16 protein-coding genes and 1 pseudogene are annotated in these 15,264 nt (G+C 68.2%); 11 read left to right on the top strand and 6 right to left on the bottom strand.

The genetic code is table 11. The features are described from left to right. Positions 1–7: 7 nt before the first annotated feature. From priB to dusA, 11 genes and pseudogenes are all read left to right on the top strand, one after another. Complete coding sequence (gene priB / locus ACWH49_RS23375; RefSeq protein ID WP_056469787.1) at positions 8–289, top strand: primosomal replication protein N; 282 nt, start codon at positions 8–10, stop codon at positions 287–289. A gap of 59 nt (positions 290–348) precedes the next feature. Further along, a complete protein-coding gene (gene rpsR, locus ACWH49_RS23370; RefSeq protein ID WP_056469785.1) occupies positions 349–639 on the top strand; it encodes a 30S ribosomal protein S18 in 291 nt (96 codons plus the stop codon). A gap of 11 nt (positions 640–650) precedes the next feature. Beyond that, the gene (gene rplI / locus ACWH49_RS23365) at positions 651–1,103 is read left to right on the top strand and encodes a 50S ribosomal protein L9 (protein WP_056469782.1); all 453 of its coding nucleotides are present in this window, start codon (positions 651–653) and stop codon (positions 1,101–1,103) included. 149 nt (positions 1,104–1,252) lie between these two features. Continuing rightward, a complete protein-coding gene (gene dnaB / locus ACWH49_RS23360) occupies positions 1,253–2,674 on the top strand; it encodes a replicative DNA helicase (RefSeq protein WP_448173622.1) in 1,422 nt (473 codons plus the stop codon). Then, positions 2,674–3,552: a DMT family transporter gene (locus tag ACWH49_RS23355; RefSeq protein WP_448173621.1), complete on the top strand. Its 879-nt coding sequence runs from the start codon at positions 2,674–2,676 to the stop codon at positions 3,550–3,552. Before dnaB ends, ACWH49_RS23355 begins: the two co-directional genes overlap by 1 nt. A gap of 87 nt (positions 3,553–3,639) precedes the next feature. Then, positions 3,640–4,455, top strand: a pseudogene (locus ACWH49_RS23350) (wax ester/triacylglycerol synthase domain-containing protein); the annotation flags it as partial. Between the two features lie 136 nt (positions 4,456–4,591). Continuing rightward, positions 4,592–5,251 carry a WS/DGAT domain-containing protein gene (locus ACWH49_RS23345; protein WP_448173620.1) on the top strand — a complete coding sequence of 220 codons (660 nt, stop codon included), beginning with the start codon at positions 4,592–4,594 and terminating at the stop codon, positions 5,249–5,251. A 31-nt stretch (positions 5,252–5,282) separates the two neighbouring features. Continuing rightward, positions 5,283–6,098 (top strand): esterase/lipase family protein, encoded by an 816-nt coding sequence (locus ACWH49_RS23340; RefSeq protein WP_448173619.1) that lies wholly within the window; start codon positions 5,283–5,285, stop codon positions 6,096–6,098. 18 nt (positions 6,099–6,116) lie between these two features. After that, positions 6,117–7,001, top strand: coding sequence for an alpha/beta hydrolase (locus ACWH49_RS23335; RefSeq protein WP_448173618.1), 885 nt, complete (start codon positions 6,117–6,119; stop codon positions 6,999–7,001). Between the two features lie 65 nt (positions 7,002–7,066). Further along, positions 7,067–7,303: a hypothetical protein gene (locus tag ACWH49_RS23330; protein WP_448173617.1), complete on the top strand. Its 237-nt coding sequence runs from the start codon at positions 7,067–7,069 to the stop codon at positions 7,301–7,303. A 411-nt stretch (positions 7,304–7,714) separates the two neighbouring features. Next, positions 7,715–8,683, top strand: a complete 969-nt coding sequence (gene dusA / locus ACWH49_RS23325; RefSeq protein ID WP_448173616.1) for a tRNA dihydrouridine(20/20a) synthase DusA — start codon at positions 7,715–7,717, stop codon at positions 8,681–8,683. On the opposite strand, the gene ACWH49_RS23320 is transcribed toward dusA, so the two are convergent. The 6 genes from ACWH49_RS23320 to ACWH49_RS23295 are packed head-to-tail and all read right to left on the bottom strand — an operon-like array spanning position 8,684 to position 15,239. Next, positions 8,684–9,595 carry a DMT family transporter gene (locus ACWH49_RS23320; protein ID WP_448173615.1) on the bottom strand — a complete coding sequence of 304 codons (912 nt, stop codon included), beginning with the start codon at positions 9,593–9,595 and terminating at the stop codon, positions 8,684–8,686. Beyond that, positions 9,595–10,434: an ABC transporter permease gene (locus ACWH49_RS23315; protein ID WP_448173614.1), complete on the bottom strand. Its 840-nt coding sequence runs from the start codon at positions 10,432–10,434 to the stop codon at positions 9,595–9,597. The genes ACWH49_RS23320 and ACWH49_RS23315 overlap by 1 nt, the downstream gene beginning before the upstream one ends. Further along, on the bottom strand, positions 10,431–11,345 hold the full coding sequence (locus ACWH49_RS23310; protein WP_448173613.1) for an ABC transporter permease: 915 nt from the start codon (positions 11,343–11,345) through the stop codon (positions 10,431–10,433). Before ACWH49_RS23310 ends, ACWH49_RS23315 begins: the two co-directional genes overlap by 4 nt. Then, entirely contained in the window at positions 11,342–12,454 is a 1,113-nt protein-coding gene (locus ACWH49_RS23305) for an ABC transporter ATP-binding protein (RefSeq protein ID WP_448173612.1), read from the bottom strand. Before ACWH49_RS23305 ends, ACWH49_RS23310 begins: the two co-directional genes overlap by 4 nt. A 12-nt stretch (positions 12,455–12,466) precedes the next feature. Beyond that, positions 12,467–13,858, bottom strand: coding sequence for an aspartate aminotransferase family protein (locus ACWH49_RS23300; RefSeq protein WP_448173611.1), 1,392 nt, complete (start codon positions 13,856–13,858; stop codon positions 12,467–12,469). Between the two features lie 13 nt (positions 13,859–13,871). Beyond that, a complete protein-coding gene (locus tag ACWH49_RS23295) occupies positions 13,872–15,239 on the bottom strand; it encodes a glutamine synthetase family protein (protein ID WP_448173610.1) in 1,368 nt (455 codons plus the stop codon). Between the last annotated feature and the right edge of the window lie 25 nt (positions 15,240–15,264).

The raw sequence follows: 15,264 nt of genomic DNA, 5'->3' as shown, positions 1-15,264 counted from the left end.
AGGCCCGATGAACCGGCTGGTTCTGACGGCGCAGCTGGTGGAGCGAGGCGCGTTGCGATACACCCCCGCCGGTCTGCCGGCCCTCGATTTGAGCTTGAAGCACGAATCGGAGGTCACCCAGGACGGCAAGCCCCGCAAGGTCTGGTTCGACATCCGGGCCCGGGCGATCGGTGAGATCACGACGCGTGTCGAGAAGCTGGAGCTGGGAAGCGAGCACGGTTTTGCTGGCTTCCTGGGATCGCAGCGCAACGGCCGAGGTGTCGTGTTCCATGTAACGGAGCTCGATTGAGGATTTGAACTCGATCGGCTCACTGCTCGAATCAACGAGCGCATCAATGAGGTGTCAATATGCCCCCGCCACGTGGTAAAGGTCGGTTCTCCAAGGACCGCAAGCCCAAGCGCAATACCCAGTCGCTGCTGTTCCGTCGCAAGCGCTTCTGCCGCTTCACGGTCACCGGCGTCAAGCAGATCGATTACAAAGACATCGACACGCTGCGCGATTTCATCGGTGAGAACGGCAAGATCACGCCCGCCCGCCTGACCGGCACGCGCGCGTTCTTCCAGCGCCAGCTGACGACGTGCATCAAGCGCGCCCGTTTCCTGGCGATGCTGCCGTACAGCGACCAGCACAAGGTCTGAGGAGCACCCACATGCAAATCATCCTGCTGGAAAAAGTCGCCAACCTCGGCAACCTCGGCGATGTCGTCAAGGTCAAGGACGGTTACGCCCGCAACTTCCTGATCCCGACCCGTGCGGCCCGCCGCGCGACCGAATCGGCGATCAAGGAATTCGAAGCCAAGCGCGCCGAGCTCGAGAAGGCCGCTGCCGAGAAGCTCGCTGCAGCCACCGCGCTGGGCGAGAAGATGAGCGGCCGCACCGTTCACATCACGCAGAAGGCCGGCGTCGACGGTCGCCTGTTCGGCTCGGTCACCAACGCCGACATCGCCGATGCGCTGACCCGCATCGACTTCAAGGTCGCGAAGGCGCAGGTGCGCATGCCCAACGGTCCGCTGAAGACCGTCGGCGAGCACACCGTGACCGTGGCACCGCACACCGATGTGGTCGTGGAAGTCAAGGTTGTCGTGCTCGGCGAAACCGATTAAGGTTTCACCCTGCTCGATACGAAGGGCCGGCATTGCCGGCCTTTCTCTTTGGGGCACGCTTTTCACCAAGTTTCACCCGCTCACCCACCGGATGTGCACAGGCTTGTCAACAGGCCCGCGCCGCTGCCGGTTTGCAGGACCACCCCACGATGTCGGCCGTCTTTCCACCGCGCGATTCCAGTTCGACCCGCCCTGACGACGAAGTCTCCAAGCTGCGCATTCCGCCGCACTCGGTCGAGGCCGAGCAGAGCGTGCTCGGCGGCCTCTTGCTCGACAACAGCGCCTGGGACCGCGCCGGCGACCTGCTGACCGACAGCGACTTCTACCGCTTCGAGCACCGTCACATCTACGCCGCGATCGGTGCGCTGATCGGCGCGACCAAGCCGGCCGACGTGATCACGGTGTTCGAGCAACTCCAGGGCCTGGGCAAGGCCGAGGAATGCGGCGGGCTGGTCTACCTCAACGCGCTCGCGCAGAGCGTGCCCAGCGCGGCCAACATGCGCCGCTACGCCGAGATCGTGCGCGAGCGCGCGGTGCTGCGCAAGCTGGTCGCGGCGAGCGACGAGATCGCGACGAGCGCGTTCAACCCGCAGGGCCGCAATGTCTCCGAGATCCTCGACGAGGCCGAGGGCAAGATCTTCCGCATCGGCGAGGAGGGCTCGAAGTCGCAGCAGGGCTTCCAGAGCATGGACACGCTGGTCGTGCAGCTGCTCGACCGCGTCACCGAGCTGCACGAGAACGGCGCCGAGGACGTGACCGGCGTGCGCACCGGCTACTTCGACCTCGACCGCATGACCTCGGGCTTCCAGCCCGGCGACCTGATCGTGCTGGCGGCGCGGCCGTCGATGGGCAAGACCGCGTTCGCGCTGAACATCGCCGAGCACGTCGCCGTCAGCGAAGGCCTGCCGGTCGTCGTGTTCTCGATGGAAATGGGCGCGGCGCAGCTGGCGCTGCGTCTGGTCGGGTCGCTCGGCCGCATCGACCAGAGCAACCTGCGCACCGGGCGGCTGAAGGACGACGAGTGGAGCCGCCTGTCCGAGGCGGTGGAGAAGCTCGGCACCGTCAGCATGTTCATCGACGAGAGCTCGGCGCTGACGCCGACCGAGGTCCGCGCCCGCGCGCGGCGCCAGGCGCGCCAGTGCGGACAGCTCGGCATGATCGTGGTCGACTACCTGCAGCTGATGAGCGGCAGCGGCGGCACCAGCGACGAGAACCGCGCGACCGTGATCGGCGAGATCTCGCGCGGCCTGAAATCCCTGGCCAAGGAACTGAAGTGCCCGGTGATCGCGCTGTCGCAGCTGAACCGCAGCGTCGAGACCCGCACCGACAAGCGCCCGATGATGAGCGACCTGCGCGAGTCCGGCGCGATCGAGCAGGACGCCGACGTCATCATGTTCATCTACCGCGACGACTACTACAACAAGGAAGCCAGCAAGGAGCCCGGCATCGCCGAGATCATCATCGGCAAGCAGCGCAACGGGCCGACCGGCACGGTCAAGCTGTTCTTCAACAAGCCGCTGACCAAGTTCGACAACCTGGCACCGGGCAGCGCGGGCAGCTCGGACTACTGATGACGCATGGAAGGGCCGTGGCGACGATGATCGTCGTCACGCTGATGTGGAGCATCGCCGGCGTCGTCACGCGCCACCTCGAGGCGGCACGCAGCTTCGAAGTCACGTTCTGGCGCAGCGCGTTCACCGTGCTCGCGCTGTTGATCCTGCTGCCGGCGATCCGCGGCCGCGCGACGCTGGTGCGCTCGCTGCGCGACGGCGGCCGCACGCTGTGGCTGTCGGGCGCGTGCTGGTGCGTGATGTTCACCGCGTTCATGGTCGCGATCACGCTGACCAGCGTGGCGAACGTGCTGATCACGATGGCCAGCGCGCCGCTGATGACGGCGCTGATCTCACGCGTGGCGCTCGGTCACCGGCTCGCGGCGCGGACCTGGGCCGCGATCGTCGTCGCCGGGATCGGCATCGCCTGGATGTACGCGCGCGAGTTCAGCGCGGCGGATCCGCAGCACCTGATCGGCACCGTGGTCGCACTGGGTGTGCCCATCGCCGCGGCGGTCAACTGGGTCGTGATCCAGCACACCCGGGGCAACTCGGATGTCGACCTCCTGCCCGCGGTGTTGATCGGTGCGGTGCTCTCCGCTCTGCTGACGCTGCCGCTGTCGCTGCCGTTCGCGGCCTCGGCGCACGACCTGGGCCTGCTCGCGCTGCTCGGCGTGGTGCAGCTGTCGATCCCGTGCCTGATGGCGGTGTCGGTGGCCCGCCACCTGAGCGCGCCCGAGGCCTCGCTGCTCGCGCTGCTTGAAGTCATCTTCGGCGTCGCCTGGGCCTGGCTCGGTGCCGGTGAGGCGCCGGCCTTCCACGTGCTCGGCGGCGGCGCCATGGTGCTGACCGCGCTGGCCGCCAACGAGCTGGCGACATTGCGGCGCACGGCCCGCTGAGGCCGCGGTCGAGGGCTTCCCCTCAACGCCGCCGACCTGGCGCGGCACTAGCATCGGCGCCATTCCCCCGCACGAAAGGCGTCGCCCATGAAACAGCTCCCCGGCCTCGACGCCAGCTTCCTCCACCTCGAAACGCCGCAGATGCCGATGCACGTCGGCGCGCTGCACAACTTCGAGCTGCCGGCCGACTACCGGGGCGACTTCCTCGCCGACATGCGGGCGCACATGGCCGAGCGGCTGGTGCTGGCGCCGGCATTGCGCCAGAAGCTCGTCAAGATGCCGCTGAACCTGAGCAACCCGGTCTGGGTCGACGACGAGCCCGATCTCGAACAGCACATCGTCGGCATCAAGCTGAAGAAGGGCAGCGGGCAGGCCGAGCTCGAGGCGCAGGTCGGCAAGTTGCATCCCGTGCTGCTGGACCGCAGCCGTCCGTTGTGGAAGTTCCACGTCTTCACCGGCCTGAAGGACGGCCCGGGCGGCACCAAGCGCTTTGCGATGTACACGCAGCTGCACCACGCCGCGGTCGACGGCCAGGCCGCGGTTGCGCTCGGCCAGGCGATCCTCGATCTGAGCCCCGCCGGCCGCGAGGTCGACCAGCAGCGCCACGGCCGCGTCCGCCGCGAACGCAGCGCGCTCGACATGCTGCGCGGCGCGCTCGGCAACCAGCTTGGCCTCGTGATGGATGCCGTGAAGGCCATCCCCGGTACCGTCGGCGTGCTGTCGCAGATGGCGGGTCAGAAGGTCGGCGACACGGCCGGCGGCACCGTCGCCGCGGTCGCGTCGCGGCTGAAGGGGCAGGGCGCCGCCGCCAAGGGAAGGAGCGTCAGCAACCTTGCGCTGGCGCCTCGCACGCGGCTCAACACCACGGTCTCGGACACGCGTGCGTTCGCGTCGATCAGCCTGCCGCTGGCCGCGATCAACGCAACCCGCCGCAAACACAAGGCCAGCCTGAACGACGCGGTCCTGATGATCTGCAGCGGCGCGCTGCGTCGCAACTTCCTGGCACGGACCGCTGCCGCGCAAGTCGATGGTCGCGGGCGTGCCGATTTCCACCCGCGCCAAGGGCGACACCTCGTCCAACAACCAGGCGACGATGACGATCGTCAGCCTCGGCACCCACATCGCCGACCCGGCCAAGCGCCTGGCCCACGTGCTGGCCGCCACGGCGGCGATGAAGGCCAACATGGGCGCAATGAAGAGCCTGATGCCGACCGACTTCCCGTCGGTGGGCGTGCCCTGGCTGATGGCCGGGCTGAGCTCGCTGTACGAGAAGGCGCGCGTGGCCGATCGCATCCCGGCGGTCGCGAACGTCACGATCTCGAACGTGCCCGGCCCGACCGTGCCGCTCTACATGGCCGGCGCGCGCATGTTGACCAACTACCCGACCTCGATCGTCGTGCACGGCGTGGCCCTGAACATCACGGTGCAGACCTACGACCAGTCGCTCGAGTTCGGGTTGATCGCCTGCGGCGAGGCGATGCCCGAGGTCGCCGAACTCGCGGGCCATGTGCAGGCCGCGTTCGACGAGTTCCAGGCGCTGTCGCCCAGCATGGCGGCAGAGCCGGTTGCCCCCGTGGCACCGGTCGCGCGGGCGGCCGTGAAAAAGGTCGCGGCCGGGAAGGTCGTGCCGAAGGCCACCCCCCGATCCGGGGCCCGTTCCGCTGCCGGTGCCCCCAAGGCGGCGCGCAGCGCCCGGTAACATGCGCCGGTCCCCACTGCCTCCCAGCGGCATGCCCCGACTTCCACGAACCCGCGCGCCGACGCCGCCACCGTTTCCCGACGACGACCTGCGCCCGCCGAATGCGTTCCTGCTGATGCTCGAAGCCCGGGCCTTCTGGGAGTTCGGTGCGATGGTTGCCGCCACGCCCTGGCTGCGGCGGCTGCCGCGCGGCGATGGGCACCCGGTGCTCGTGTTTCCCGGCATGGGCGCCAACGACTTCACCACCGTGCCGCTGCGCAACTTTCTCGACGGGCTCGGGTACGTCACGCAGGCCTGGGGGCAGGGCTTCAATTTCGGCCCGCGCGACGGCGTGCTGAAGCAGTGCGCCGCCGACGTGCGCGCGCTCGCCGAGAAGCACGGCCAGCCGGTCAGCCTGATCGGCTGGAGCCTGGGCGGCCTGTACGCCCGCGAGATGGCCAAGGAACTGCCCGACCACACGCGCTGCGTGATCACGCTGGGCACGCCATTCAGCGGTCACCCGCGCGCGACCAACGCCTGGCGCATCTTCGAGATGCTGAGCGGCCAGAAGGCCCACGACCCGGCGATGATCGCGCGCCTGCGAACGCCCCCGCCGGTGCCGACCACCTCGATCTACTCGCGCACTGACGGCATCGTCTCGTGGCAGTGCAGCCTGAACGAGCCAGGGCCGATCGTCGAGAACATCGAGGTCCAGGCCAGCCACACCGGCATGGGCATGAACCCGCTGGCGCTGTATGCGATCGCCGACCGGCTGGTGCAGCCCAGCGGCCAGTGGCAGCCCTTCGATGCGAGCGGCGCGCGGCGCTGGTTCTTCGGCGGCGCAGCGCCATCCACCACCACGACCTGATTCCCGGCGACCCCGACCATGCAGATTTCCGCCAACGGCATTTCCCTCGAAGTCGAGGACCATGGTTCGCCCGCGGGCGAGCCGCTGGTCCTCATCATGGGGCTGGGCATGCAACTCGTCGCCTGGCACCCCGACTTCGTCGCGATGCTGGTGGCGCGCGGTTTCCGCGTGATCCGCTTCGACAACCGCGACATCGGCCTGAGCCAGCGCTTCGACCACGTCGGCGTGCCCAACCTCGCGCTCGACTCGCTGCGCTTCGCCGTCGGCATGAAGGTCAAGGCGCCGTACACCGTGGCCGACATGGCCGACGACACCGCCGGGCTGCTGGCCGCGATGGGCATCCCGTCGGCCCACATCTGCGGCGCCTCGATGGGCGGCATGATCGCGCAGCAGCTGGCGGTACGGCACCCGCAGCGCGTCAAGAGCCTGACGCTGATCATGACCAGCAGCGGCGCGCGCTCGCTGCCCGGACCGTCGCTCAAGGTGCGCAGCGCGCTGATCTCGCGTCCGGCCGATCCGAAGAACGTGCAGAGCGTGATCGAGCACTACGTCAAGCTGTACCGCCTGATCGGCAGCCCCGACTACCCCGCGCCCGAGGCCTATCTGCAGGAGCGACTGGGCGAGTCGGTGCGCCGTTCGTACCGGCCCGCCGGCACCGCGCGCCAGATGGTCGCGATCGCCGCCGACGGCAACCGCTCGCCGTTGCTCGGGCAGATCAGGCAGCCGACGCAGATCATCCACGGCAAGGCCGATCCGCTGGTGCCGGTCGAGGCGGGCATCGATCTGGGCGCGAAGATCGCCGGTGCCGAGATCGACCTGATCCCCGGCATGGGCCACGACCTGCCGACGCCGCTGTGGCCGCGCTTCGTCGCAGGGATCGCCGGGGCCGCCGGGCGCGCCTGAGCAGTTTCATGCGGTGGTGTGCGCTGCCGCACAGACGCCCATGGCGCAGGCCCCATAGTGGGGCCATGGCTCCCGACCTGTACGCCTACCTGCTCGACCTGGCATTCCAGGACTGGTCGCGGTGGCGCGCAGCGTACTTGTTCGAGAAGTCCAGGTGGGAACGGCCCGACCCCGCCGATCTGCAGCGGCTGGATGGGCTGCTGGTCAACATGGACCGTGCGATGCGCGACTTCATGCTCGTGGTGGCGCAGCGTGAGACGGACTCGCCGCCGATCTCGACGGCGCTGGCGGAACTTCGCTGAAGGGCACCCCTGGACAGGCCCGAGCCAGCCCGCTTCGCGTTGGGCGTGTGCGTCGGCGCCGCCGCGATCTGCGCGACACCTCCGGCGAACGCATGGGCCGCCAGCCTAGCCTTCAGCAGGTTCGCCTTGTTCCTGGTCTTCCACTGGGCCCGCCTCGTTCGGGATCCGTGGATCGACGAGGATCGGCGAACCGCTAGACGCATCCGGATTCCCCAGGCCGTCCCTCGCAAATAGCGGCCCGGTAGCTGGGAGAATGTGGGCATCGAGTTCGAGCCGGGTGCACCCCATCGCGTGCCCGGCAGGTGCGCTCGATGACCCGCTTGCTTGCACCGCGTGTGCACCAATCCTGGCGCCCAGTGCCCTTTTTTGTCAGTGACTACTTTCGACACAGCCTCCGTCCGTTCTAGAAGTTTGCCGTGGAAATTGTCGGTCGCCCCGATGATGGACTGGACCGACCGGCATTGCCGCTACTTCCATCGCCTGCTGACGAAGCGCACCCACCTGTACACCGAGATGGTGACGACCGGCGCGCTGCTGCACGGTGACGTGCCGCGCCACCTCGATTTCGATGCGGCGGAGCACCCGCTGGCGCTGCAGCTGGGTGGCAGCGAACCGGCCGACCTGGCGCACTGCGCGAAGCTCGCCGGGCAGTGGGGCTACGACGAGGTCAACCTGAACTGCGGCTGCCCGAGCGAGCGTGTGCAGCGCGGCGCGTTCGGCGCCTGCCTGATGGCCGAGCCGCAGCTGGTGGCCGACTGCGTGAAGGCCATGCGCGACGCGGTCTCGCTGCCGGTGACGGTCAAGCACCGGATCGGCATCGATCGGACCGAGAGTTACTCCTTCGTGCGCGACTTTGTCGGCATGGTCGCCGAGGCAGGGTGCGAAGTGTTCATCGTGCATGCCCGCAACGCGTGGCTGAAGGGTCTCAGCCCGAAGGAGAACCGAGAGCTTCCGCCGCTGCGCTACGAGTTGGTCCACCAGCTGAAGCGCGAATTCCCGGCGCTGACCATCGTGCTGAACGGCGGGATCAAGACCAACGCACAGATCGCCGAGCAACTCGAACCGCTCGATGGCGTGATGCTCGGCCGCGAGCCTTATCACCACCCGTGGCTGATGGCCGACTGGGATGCGCGCTTCTTCGGTGATCCGCAGGTCGAGCACGACCGCGACGCGATCGAGGACCGGATGGTCGCCTACATGCAGCGCGTGGTGGCCGGTGGGGAGCCGTGGTCGCACGTGTCGCGCCACATGCTCGGCCTGCGCAACGGCCTGCCAGGAGCACGGCGTTGGCGCCAGGTGTGGTCCGACCATCGGCTGAAGCAGGCCGACCCGGCCGAAGTCAGCCGCCTCGCGCGCGAGAGCGCCGACGCCGTCGCCTGATCACGGCACGGCGCGCGACGGCCAGGTCGCCAGCACGACGCCGGCCAGCGCGAGTGCGAACGCCGCCGCCTGGGCGGCGCTGAAGCGCTCGCCGAGGAACAGCACGCCGACTGCGGCGGCGCTCACCGGCAGCAGCACCGTGAAGATCCCGGCCTTCGACGCCGGCACGTGCTTCAGCCCGGTCATCCACAGCCACACCGTGATCATGCTGGCCGCGATCGAATAGAAGGCCAGCAGCCACCACGACGCCGCCCCGACCGCGCCGAAGTCGAAGCGCAGCGCCTGCCAGACGCCGAACGGCGCGACCAGTGCCAATCCCCACAGGTTGATCAGCGCGCTGATGCGCTTCGGGCTGACCTTGCCGGTGAGCTTCTTGCCGATCACGACATAGCTGGCCTCGCACAGCACCGCAGCCACCAGCAGCAGGTTGCCGAGCAGCGAGCTGTGCACCGCCGGGTCGGTGTTCTTGGTCACCGACACCAGCGCGATGCCGCCGACCGCGCAGGCGATGCCCAGCATCGTGCGCAGCGCGATCCGCTCGCGCAGGAACACCCGCGACAGCAGCGCCACGGCCGCCGGGATGCCCGCCATGATCACGCCCGCCGCCAGCGCCGAGGTCATCGAGACGCCGAACAGCATGCAGATCGAGAACAGGAAGTTGCCGAAGAACGATTCCAGGAACAGCAGCCGCCGGTCGTGCGCGTTCAGCGCCGGCTCCGCCGCGCCGCACCGCACCCAGCCGGCCATCGCGATCGCGGCGATGCCGAAGCGCAGGAAGGCGAGCAGGAAGACCGGGAACACCAGCACCAGCACCTTCGACAGCCCGACATAGCTGCCGACCAGCGCCATGCTGCCGGCCAGGCACAGGAACGACAGCCACGGCGCGTGCGGCCGGTGAAGCACCGCACTCATCACGCGCGCGCGGCGGCTGCGATCTCGGCCGCGCGCAGGCGCTCGCGGCGGGCGATCAGCAGGCTCGCGCAGACCACGCCGACGGAGACCAGCAGCACCGTCAGCGTCGCGACCGCGTTGACGCTCGGGTTCAGGCCGAGACGCGCGCGCGAGAAGATCACCAGCGGCATCGTCGTGGCGCCCGGCCCGGACAGGAAGGCCGACAACACCACGTCATCCAGCGACAGCGTGAAGGTCAGCAGCCAGGCCGACAGCAGCGCCTGCGAGATCATCGGCAGCGTGACCAGCCAGAACACCTGTCCCGGCCGAGCGCCGAGGTCCATCGCGGCCTCTTCCAGCTGCGGGTTCAGGTCCTTGAGCCGCGCCTGCACGACGACCGCGGCATAGGCCATGCCGAGCAGCAGGTGGCCGAGCCAGATCGTCATCAGCCCGCGCTCGGGGAAGCCGAGCGCCTTCTGCAGCGCCACCAGCATGAGCAGCAGCGACAGGCCGATGATGACCTCGGGCATCACCAGCGGCGCGCTCAGCATGCCCGAGAACAGGGTGCGGCCGATGAAACGCCGGTGCTTGACCAATGCCAACGCAGCGAGCGTGCCCAGCACGACCGACGCGCAGGCCGTGAAGAACGCGATCCGCAGCGACAGCCACAGCCCGCTGAGGATCTCGGTGTCGGCGCCGAGCGCGGCATACCACTTCAGCGTGAAGCGACCCCAGACGTTGGGCACCGGCGAGTCGTTGAACGAGAAGATCACCAGCGCCAGGATCGGCAGGTACAGGAACGCGTAGGCGAGCGACAGCCAGCCGCGCCCGAACCATTTGTTGAACACCGCCGCGCTCATGCCCGGCGCTCCGTGGCCTCGGCCTGGAACTTGTTGAACAGCGCCAGCGGCACGATCACGAGCAGCACCATCGCGGCGGCGACGGCCGAGGCCATCGGCCAGTCGTTGTTGCTGAAGAATTCGTCCCACAGCGTGCGGCCGATCATCTGCGTCTGCGGGCCGCCGAGCAGTTCAGGGATCACGTATTCGCCGACGCAGGGAATGAACACCAGCATCGCGCCGGCGACGATGCCAGCCTTCGACAGCGGCACCGTGATCTTCCAGAATGCGACCCAGGCGGTGGCGCCGAGATCGCTCGCCGCCTCGAGCAGGCGCAGGTCCATCTTCGCGAGGTTGGAGTACAGCGGCAGGATCATGAAGGGCAGGTAGGTGTAGGTCATGCCCAGCACGAGAGAGAAGGGCGTGTTCATCAGCTGGCCTTCGCCGGGGATCAGGCCGGTGCGCAGCAGCACCTGGTCCAGACCGGTCGAGGTAATGACCGCGTGCGCCCAGCCGTGCTCGGTCAGCAGCCCCTTCCACGCGTACACGCGCAGCAGGAACGAGGTCCAGAACGGCAGCATCACGAGCATCAGCAGCGCGGGCTGGACCGTGGCGCGGGCGCGGGCCATGAAGTAGGCGAACGGGTAGCCGATCAGCAGGCACAGCACGGTTGTCACGGCCGCGTACTTCAGGCTCGACAGGTAGGTCGAGAAGTACAGGTCGTCGGTGACCAGCGTCAGGTAGTTGCCGAAGCGCAGGTTCAGGTCGAGCCGGCCGTCCTGCATCGTCAGCACGTCCTTGACGCTGGCGATGTCCATCTCCGAGACGCTGATCTTCAGCACGATCAGGAACGGCAGCAGGAAGAACAGCAGCAGCCACAGGTAGGGCGGCGCGATCACGCGCCAGCCGCGGCGGTCGGCGGCGCCGCTCATGAGGTCAACACCACCTGTGCGGTCGGCGACCAATGCGCCCACGCGGTATCGCCGACCGCGATCGCATGGTCGCGGTGCCGCTCGGTGTTGCTGGTGCTGATCTTCAGCACCGCGCCGCTCGCCAGAGCCAGGTGGTAGACGGTGAAGCTGCCGAAGTAGGCCATGTCCCTGACGGTGCCGCGGGCGCGGTTGTATTCGCCCTGCGGATCGTCGGGCGTGCGCGAGGGCGCCTCGCGCGCGATGCGAATCTTCTCCGGCCGCAGCGCCACCGACACCGGCATGCCCTCGGTGCCGGTGATGCCGTGGCCGACGTAGTGCGTGCAGTCGGCACAGCGGACCAGCACATGGTCGGTCTCGTCCTTGACCAGCACGCCGTCCATCAGGTTGACGTTGCCGATGAAGTCGGCGACGAAGCGGTTGGCCGGGGTCTCGTAGATCTCGGCCGGCGCGCCGACCTGCAGGAAGCGGCCTTCGCTCATCACCGCGATCCGCGAGGCCATCGTCATCGCCTCCTCCTGGTCGTGGGTGACCATCACGCAGGTCACGCCGACCTCGTGGATGATGTTGACGAGCTCGATCTGCGTCTCTTCGCGCAGCTTCTTGTCGAGTGCGCCCAGCGGCTCGTCGAGCAGCAGCAGCTGCGGCTTCTTCGCGAGGCTGCGCGCGAGCGCGACGCGCTGCTGCTGCCCGCCGGAGAGCTGGTGCGGCTTGCGCTGGCCGAACTTCTCGAGCTGCACGAGCTTGAGCATCGCCTGGACCCGCGCGCCCACCTCGGCGGCGGGCAGGCCGTCGCGCCTCAGGCCGAACGCGATGTTGTCGGCCACCGTCAGGTGCGGGAACAGCGCGTAGCTCTGGAACATCATGTTCAGCGGCCGCTCGTACGGCGGCAGCCCGGCGAGATCGCGCCCGTCGAGCACGATGCTGCCGGAGGTCGGCGTCTCGAAGCCGGCGAGCATGCGCAGCAGCGTCGTCTTGCCGCAGCCGCTGGAGCCCAGCAGCGCGAAGATCTCGCCTTTGGCGATGTCGATGCTGACGTGGTTGACGGCCTTGTGGCCGCCGAAATCCTTGACGATGTCGCGAATCTGCAGGAATGCGGGTTCAGTGCTCATCCCACTATTTTTTCATGCCCAGCCGTGGGTTCTGACGTCGGCCAGCGTCAGGTCGAGGCAGCGCCGGATCAACGCCATCATCTCGTCGATCTGTGCGCGGGTGATGACCAGCGGCGGCGCGACGATCATCCGGTCGCCCACCGCGCGCATGATCAGCCCGTTGCCGAAGCAGTGGCCGCGGCAGACCATGCCGATGCTGAGCGCCGGATCGAAGGTCGCCAGCGTGGCCTTGTCCTTCACGAGCTGCACCGCGCCCATCAGGCCGCAGGTCTGCACCTCGCCGACCAGCGGGTGGTCCATCAAGGTCGCGAACTGCTCGGCCAGGTAGGGCCCCGTGTCGTCGTGCACGCGCTCGACGATGCGCTCGCGTTGCAGCACGCGGATGTTCGCGAGCGCCACCGCGCAGGCCACCGGGTGACCGCTGTAGGTGTAGCCGTGGTTGAACTCGCCGCCTTGATCGATCAGCACGTTCGCGATGCGGTCGCCGACCATCACGCCGCCGAGCGGCACGTAGCCCGACGTCACGCCTTTCGCGAAGGTCATCAGGTCAGGCTTGAAGCCGAAGGTCTCGCAGCCGAACCAGTGCCCGGTGCGGCCGAAGCCGCAGATCACCTCGTCGGAGACGAGCAGCACACCGTACTTGTCGCAGATGCGCTGGATCTCGGGCCAGTAGCTGTCGGGCGGCACGATCACGCCACCGGCCCCTTGCACCGGCTCGCCGATGAACGCGGCGACCTTGTCGGCACCGATTTCGAGGATCTTCTCCTCCAGCCAGCCCGCGGCCTTCAGCCCGAACGCGTCGCGGCTCATGCCTTGCCCGAGCTCGAACCAGAACGGCTGCTCGATGTGGACGATGCCGGGAATCGGCAGCCCGCCCTGTTCGTGCATCCCGCTCATGCCGCCGAGCGAGGCGCCGGCCATCGTCGACCCGTGGTACGCGTTGTGGCGGCTGATGATCACGCTGCGCTCGGGCTGGCCGACCACGTCCCAGTAGCGGCGCACCATGCGCACGATCGTGTCGTTGCCCTCCGAGCCCGAGCCCGAGAAGAACACGTGCTTGAACTGCGGCGGGGTCACCTGCGCGAGCAATTCGGCCAGCTCGATCGCAGGGGGCGTCGCGGTCTGGAAGAAGCTGTTGTAGAACGGCAGCGTGGTCATCTGCCGCGTCGCCGCCTCGATCAGCTCGGTGCGGCCGTAGCCGACGTTGACGCACCACAGGCCGGACATCGCGTCGAGGATCTTCGCGCCGTCGCTGTCGCGCAGGTAGATGTCGTCGGCCGAGACGATCACGCGCGAGCCCTTGGCGGCGAGCGACTTGAAATCGGTGAACGGGTGCAGGTAGTGGGCGGCATCGGCGGCCTGCCACTCCTGGGTGCTGCGCTGGGCGGTGGTTGTTTCGGTCATCGTCGTTCCCCGGTCAGACGTGCAGCAAGAGGTGTTCCCGCTCCCACGGCGAGATCACCTTCATGAACTCGTCGTGCTCGATCTCCTTGACCTCGGAGTAGACGGTGATGAACTCCTTGCCCAGCACGTCGTGCAGGTCCTTCTCGTCGGCCAGCCAGCCCAGCGCTTCGCTGAGCGACCGCGGCAGCTGGTACTCGGACAGGTACGCATCGCCCTTGCATTCCGGCGCGGGCTCGATCCTGTTCTTCATGCCGAGGTAGCCGCACGCCAGCGTCGCGGCGAGCGCGACGTACGGGTTGGCGTCGGCGCCGATCACGCGGTTCTCGATGCGCCGCGCCGCGGCCGTCGCGACCGGCGAACGGATGCCGACGGTGCGGTTGTCGCTGCCCCACTGGATGTTGATCGGCGCCGCGGTCGAGCGGGCCAGGCGCCGGTACGAATTGACGTACGGCGCGAACAGCGCCATCGCCGCCGGCGTGTATTTCTGCAGCCCGCCGATGTACCAGTAGAACTCCTTCGAGGGCGAGCCGTCATCGTTGCTGAAGATGTTCTTGCCGGTGACCGCGTTCAGGATGCTCTGGTGCACGTGCATCGCGCTGCCCGGCTCGCCGGCCATCGGCTTGGCCATGAAGGTGGCGTACATCTCGTGGCGCAGCGCGGCCTCGCGGATCGTGCGCTTGAAGAAGAACACCTCGTCGGCCAGGCCCAGCGGGTGGTCGTGGAAGAAGTTGATCTCCATCTGGCCCGCGCCGACCTCGTGGATCAGCGTGTCGACGTTCAGCTCCATCTTGCCGCAGTAGTCGTAGATGTCCTCGAACAGCGGGTCGAATTCGTTGACGGCGTCGATCGAGTACGCCTGGCGCGAGGTCTCGGCGCGGCCGCTGCGGCCCTTGGGCGGGCGCAGCGGCGTGTTCGGGTCGGAGTTGCGCTCGATCAGGTAGAACTCGAGTTCGGGCGCGACCACCGGGTTCCAGCCCTCGGCGGCGTACAGGTCGCAGATGCGCCGCAGCACCGACCGCGGCGCGTACGGGATCATGTTGCCGTCGCGGTCGAAGCAGTCGTGGATCACCTGCGCGGTCGGATCGACGGCCCAGGGCACGATGCGCACGGTGCTCGGATCGGGCCGCAAATGCATGTCGCGATCGGTCGGGTGGATCACGTCGTAGTAGGGGCCGTCGGTCGGGAAGTTGCCGGTCACGCCGATGCCGACGATCGCCTCTGGCAGCCGCATGCCGCGGTCCTCGGTGAATTTTTCGCGCGGCAGGATCTTGCCGCGCGCCACGCCGGTCAGGTCGGGCACGAGGCACTCGATCTCGGTGACGCGGCGTTCGTTGAACCAGTTCTCGAGATCGGCGAAGGAGAAGTTTCGTTTGTCCACCATGGGGCACCTGTTGCAAGGGCGCGGC

The organism is Rhizobacter fulvus, from assembly GCF_964020785.1.
This window is presented reverse-complemented; position numbering and strand designations above follow the sequence as displayed.

Excerpts from the sequence above, each read along its gene's own strand:
- priB (WP_056469787.1), top strand. The coding sequence starts at position 8 with ATGAACCGGCTGGTTCTGACGGCGCAGCTGGTGGAGCGAGGCGCGTTG.
- rpsR (WP_056469785.1), top strand. The coding sequence starts at position 349 with ATGCCCCCGCCACGTGGTAAAGGTCGGTTCTCCAAGGACCGCAAGCCC.
- rplI (WP_056469782.1), top strand. The coding sequence starts at position 651 with ATGCAAATCATCCTGCTGGAAAAAGTCGCCAACCTCGGCAACCTCGGC.
- dnaB (WP_448173622.1), top strand. The coding sequence starts at position 1,253 with ATGTCGGCCGTCTTTCCACCGCGCGATTCCAGTTCGACCCGCCCTGAC.
- ACWH49_RS23355 (WP_448173621.1), top strand. The coding sequence starts at position 2,674 with ATGACGCATGGAAGGGCCGTGGCGACGATGATCGTCGTCACGCTGATG.
- ACWH49_RS23340 (WP_448173619.1), top strand. The coding sequence starts at position 5,283 with ATGCCCCGACTTCCACGAACCCGCGCGCCGACGCCGCCACCGTTTCCC.
- ACWH49_RS23335 (WP_448173618.1), top strand. The coding sequence starts at position 6,117 with ATGCAGATTTCCGCCAACGGCATTTCCCTCGAAGTCGAGGACCATGGT.
- ACWH49_RS23330 (WP_448173617.1), top strand. The coding sequence starts at position 7,067 with ATGGCTCCCGACCTGTACGCCTACCTGCTCGACCTGGCATTCCAGGAC.
- ACWH49_RS23320 (WP_448173615.1), bottom strand. The coding sequence starts at position 9,595 with ATGAGTGCGGTGCTTCACCGGCCGCACGCGCCGTGGCTGTCGTTCCTG.
- ACWH49_RS23315 (WP_448173614.1), bottom strand. The coding sequence starts at position 10,434 with ATGAGCGCGGCGGTGTTCAACAAATGGTTCGGGCGCGGCTGGCTGTCG.
- ACWH49_RS23310 (WP_448173613.1), bottom strand. The coding sequence starts at position 11,345 with ATGAGCGGCGCCGCCGACCGCCGCGGCTGGCGCGTGATCGCGCCGCCC.
- ACWH49_RS23305 (WP_448173612.1), bottom strand. The coding sequence starts at position 12,454 with ATGAGCACTGAACCCGCATTCCTGCAGATTCGCGACATCGTCAAGGAT.
- ACWH49_RS23300 (WP_448173611.1), bottom strand. The coding sequence starts at position 13,858 with ATGACCGAAACAACCACCGCCCAGCGCAGCACCCAGGAGTGGCAGGCC.
- ACWH49_RS23295 (WP_448173610.1), bottom strand. The coding sequence starts at position 15,239 with ATGGTGGACAAACGAAACTTCTCCTTCGCCGATCTCGAGAACTGGTTC.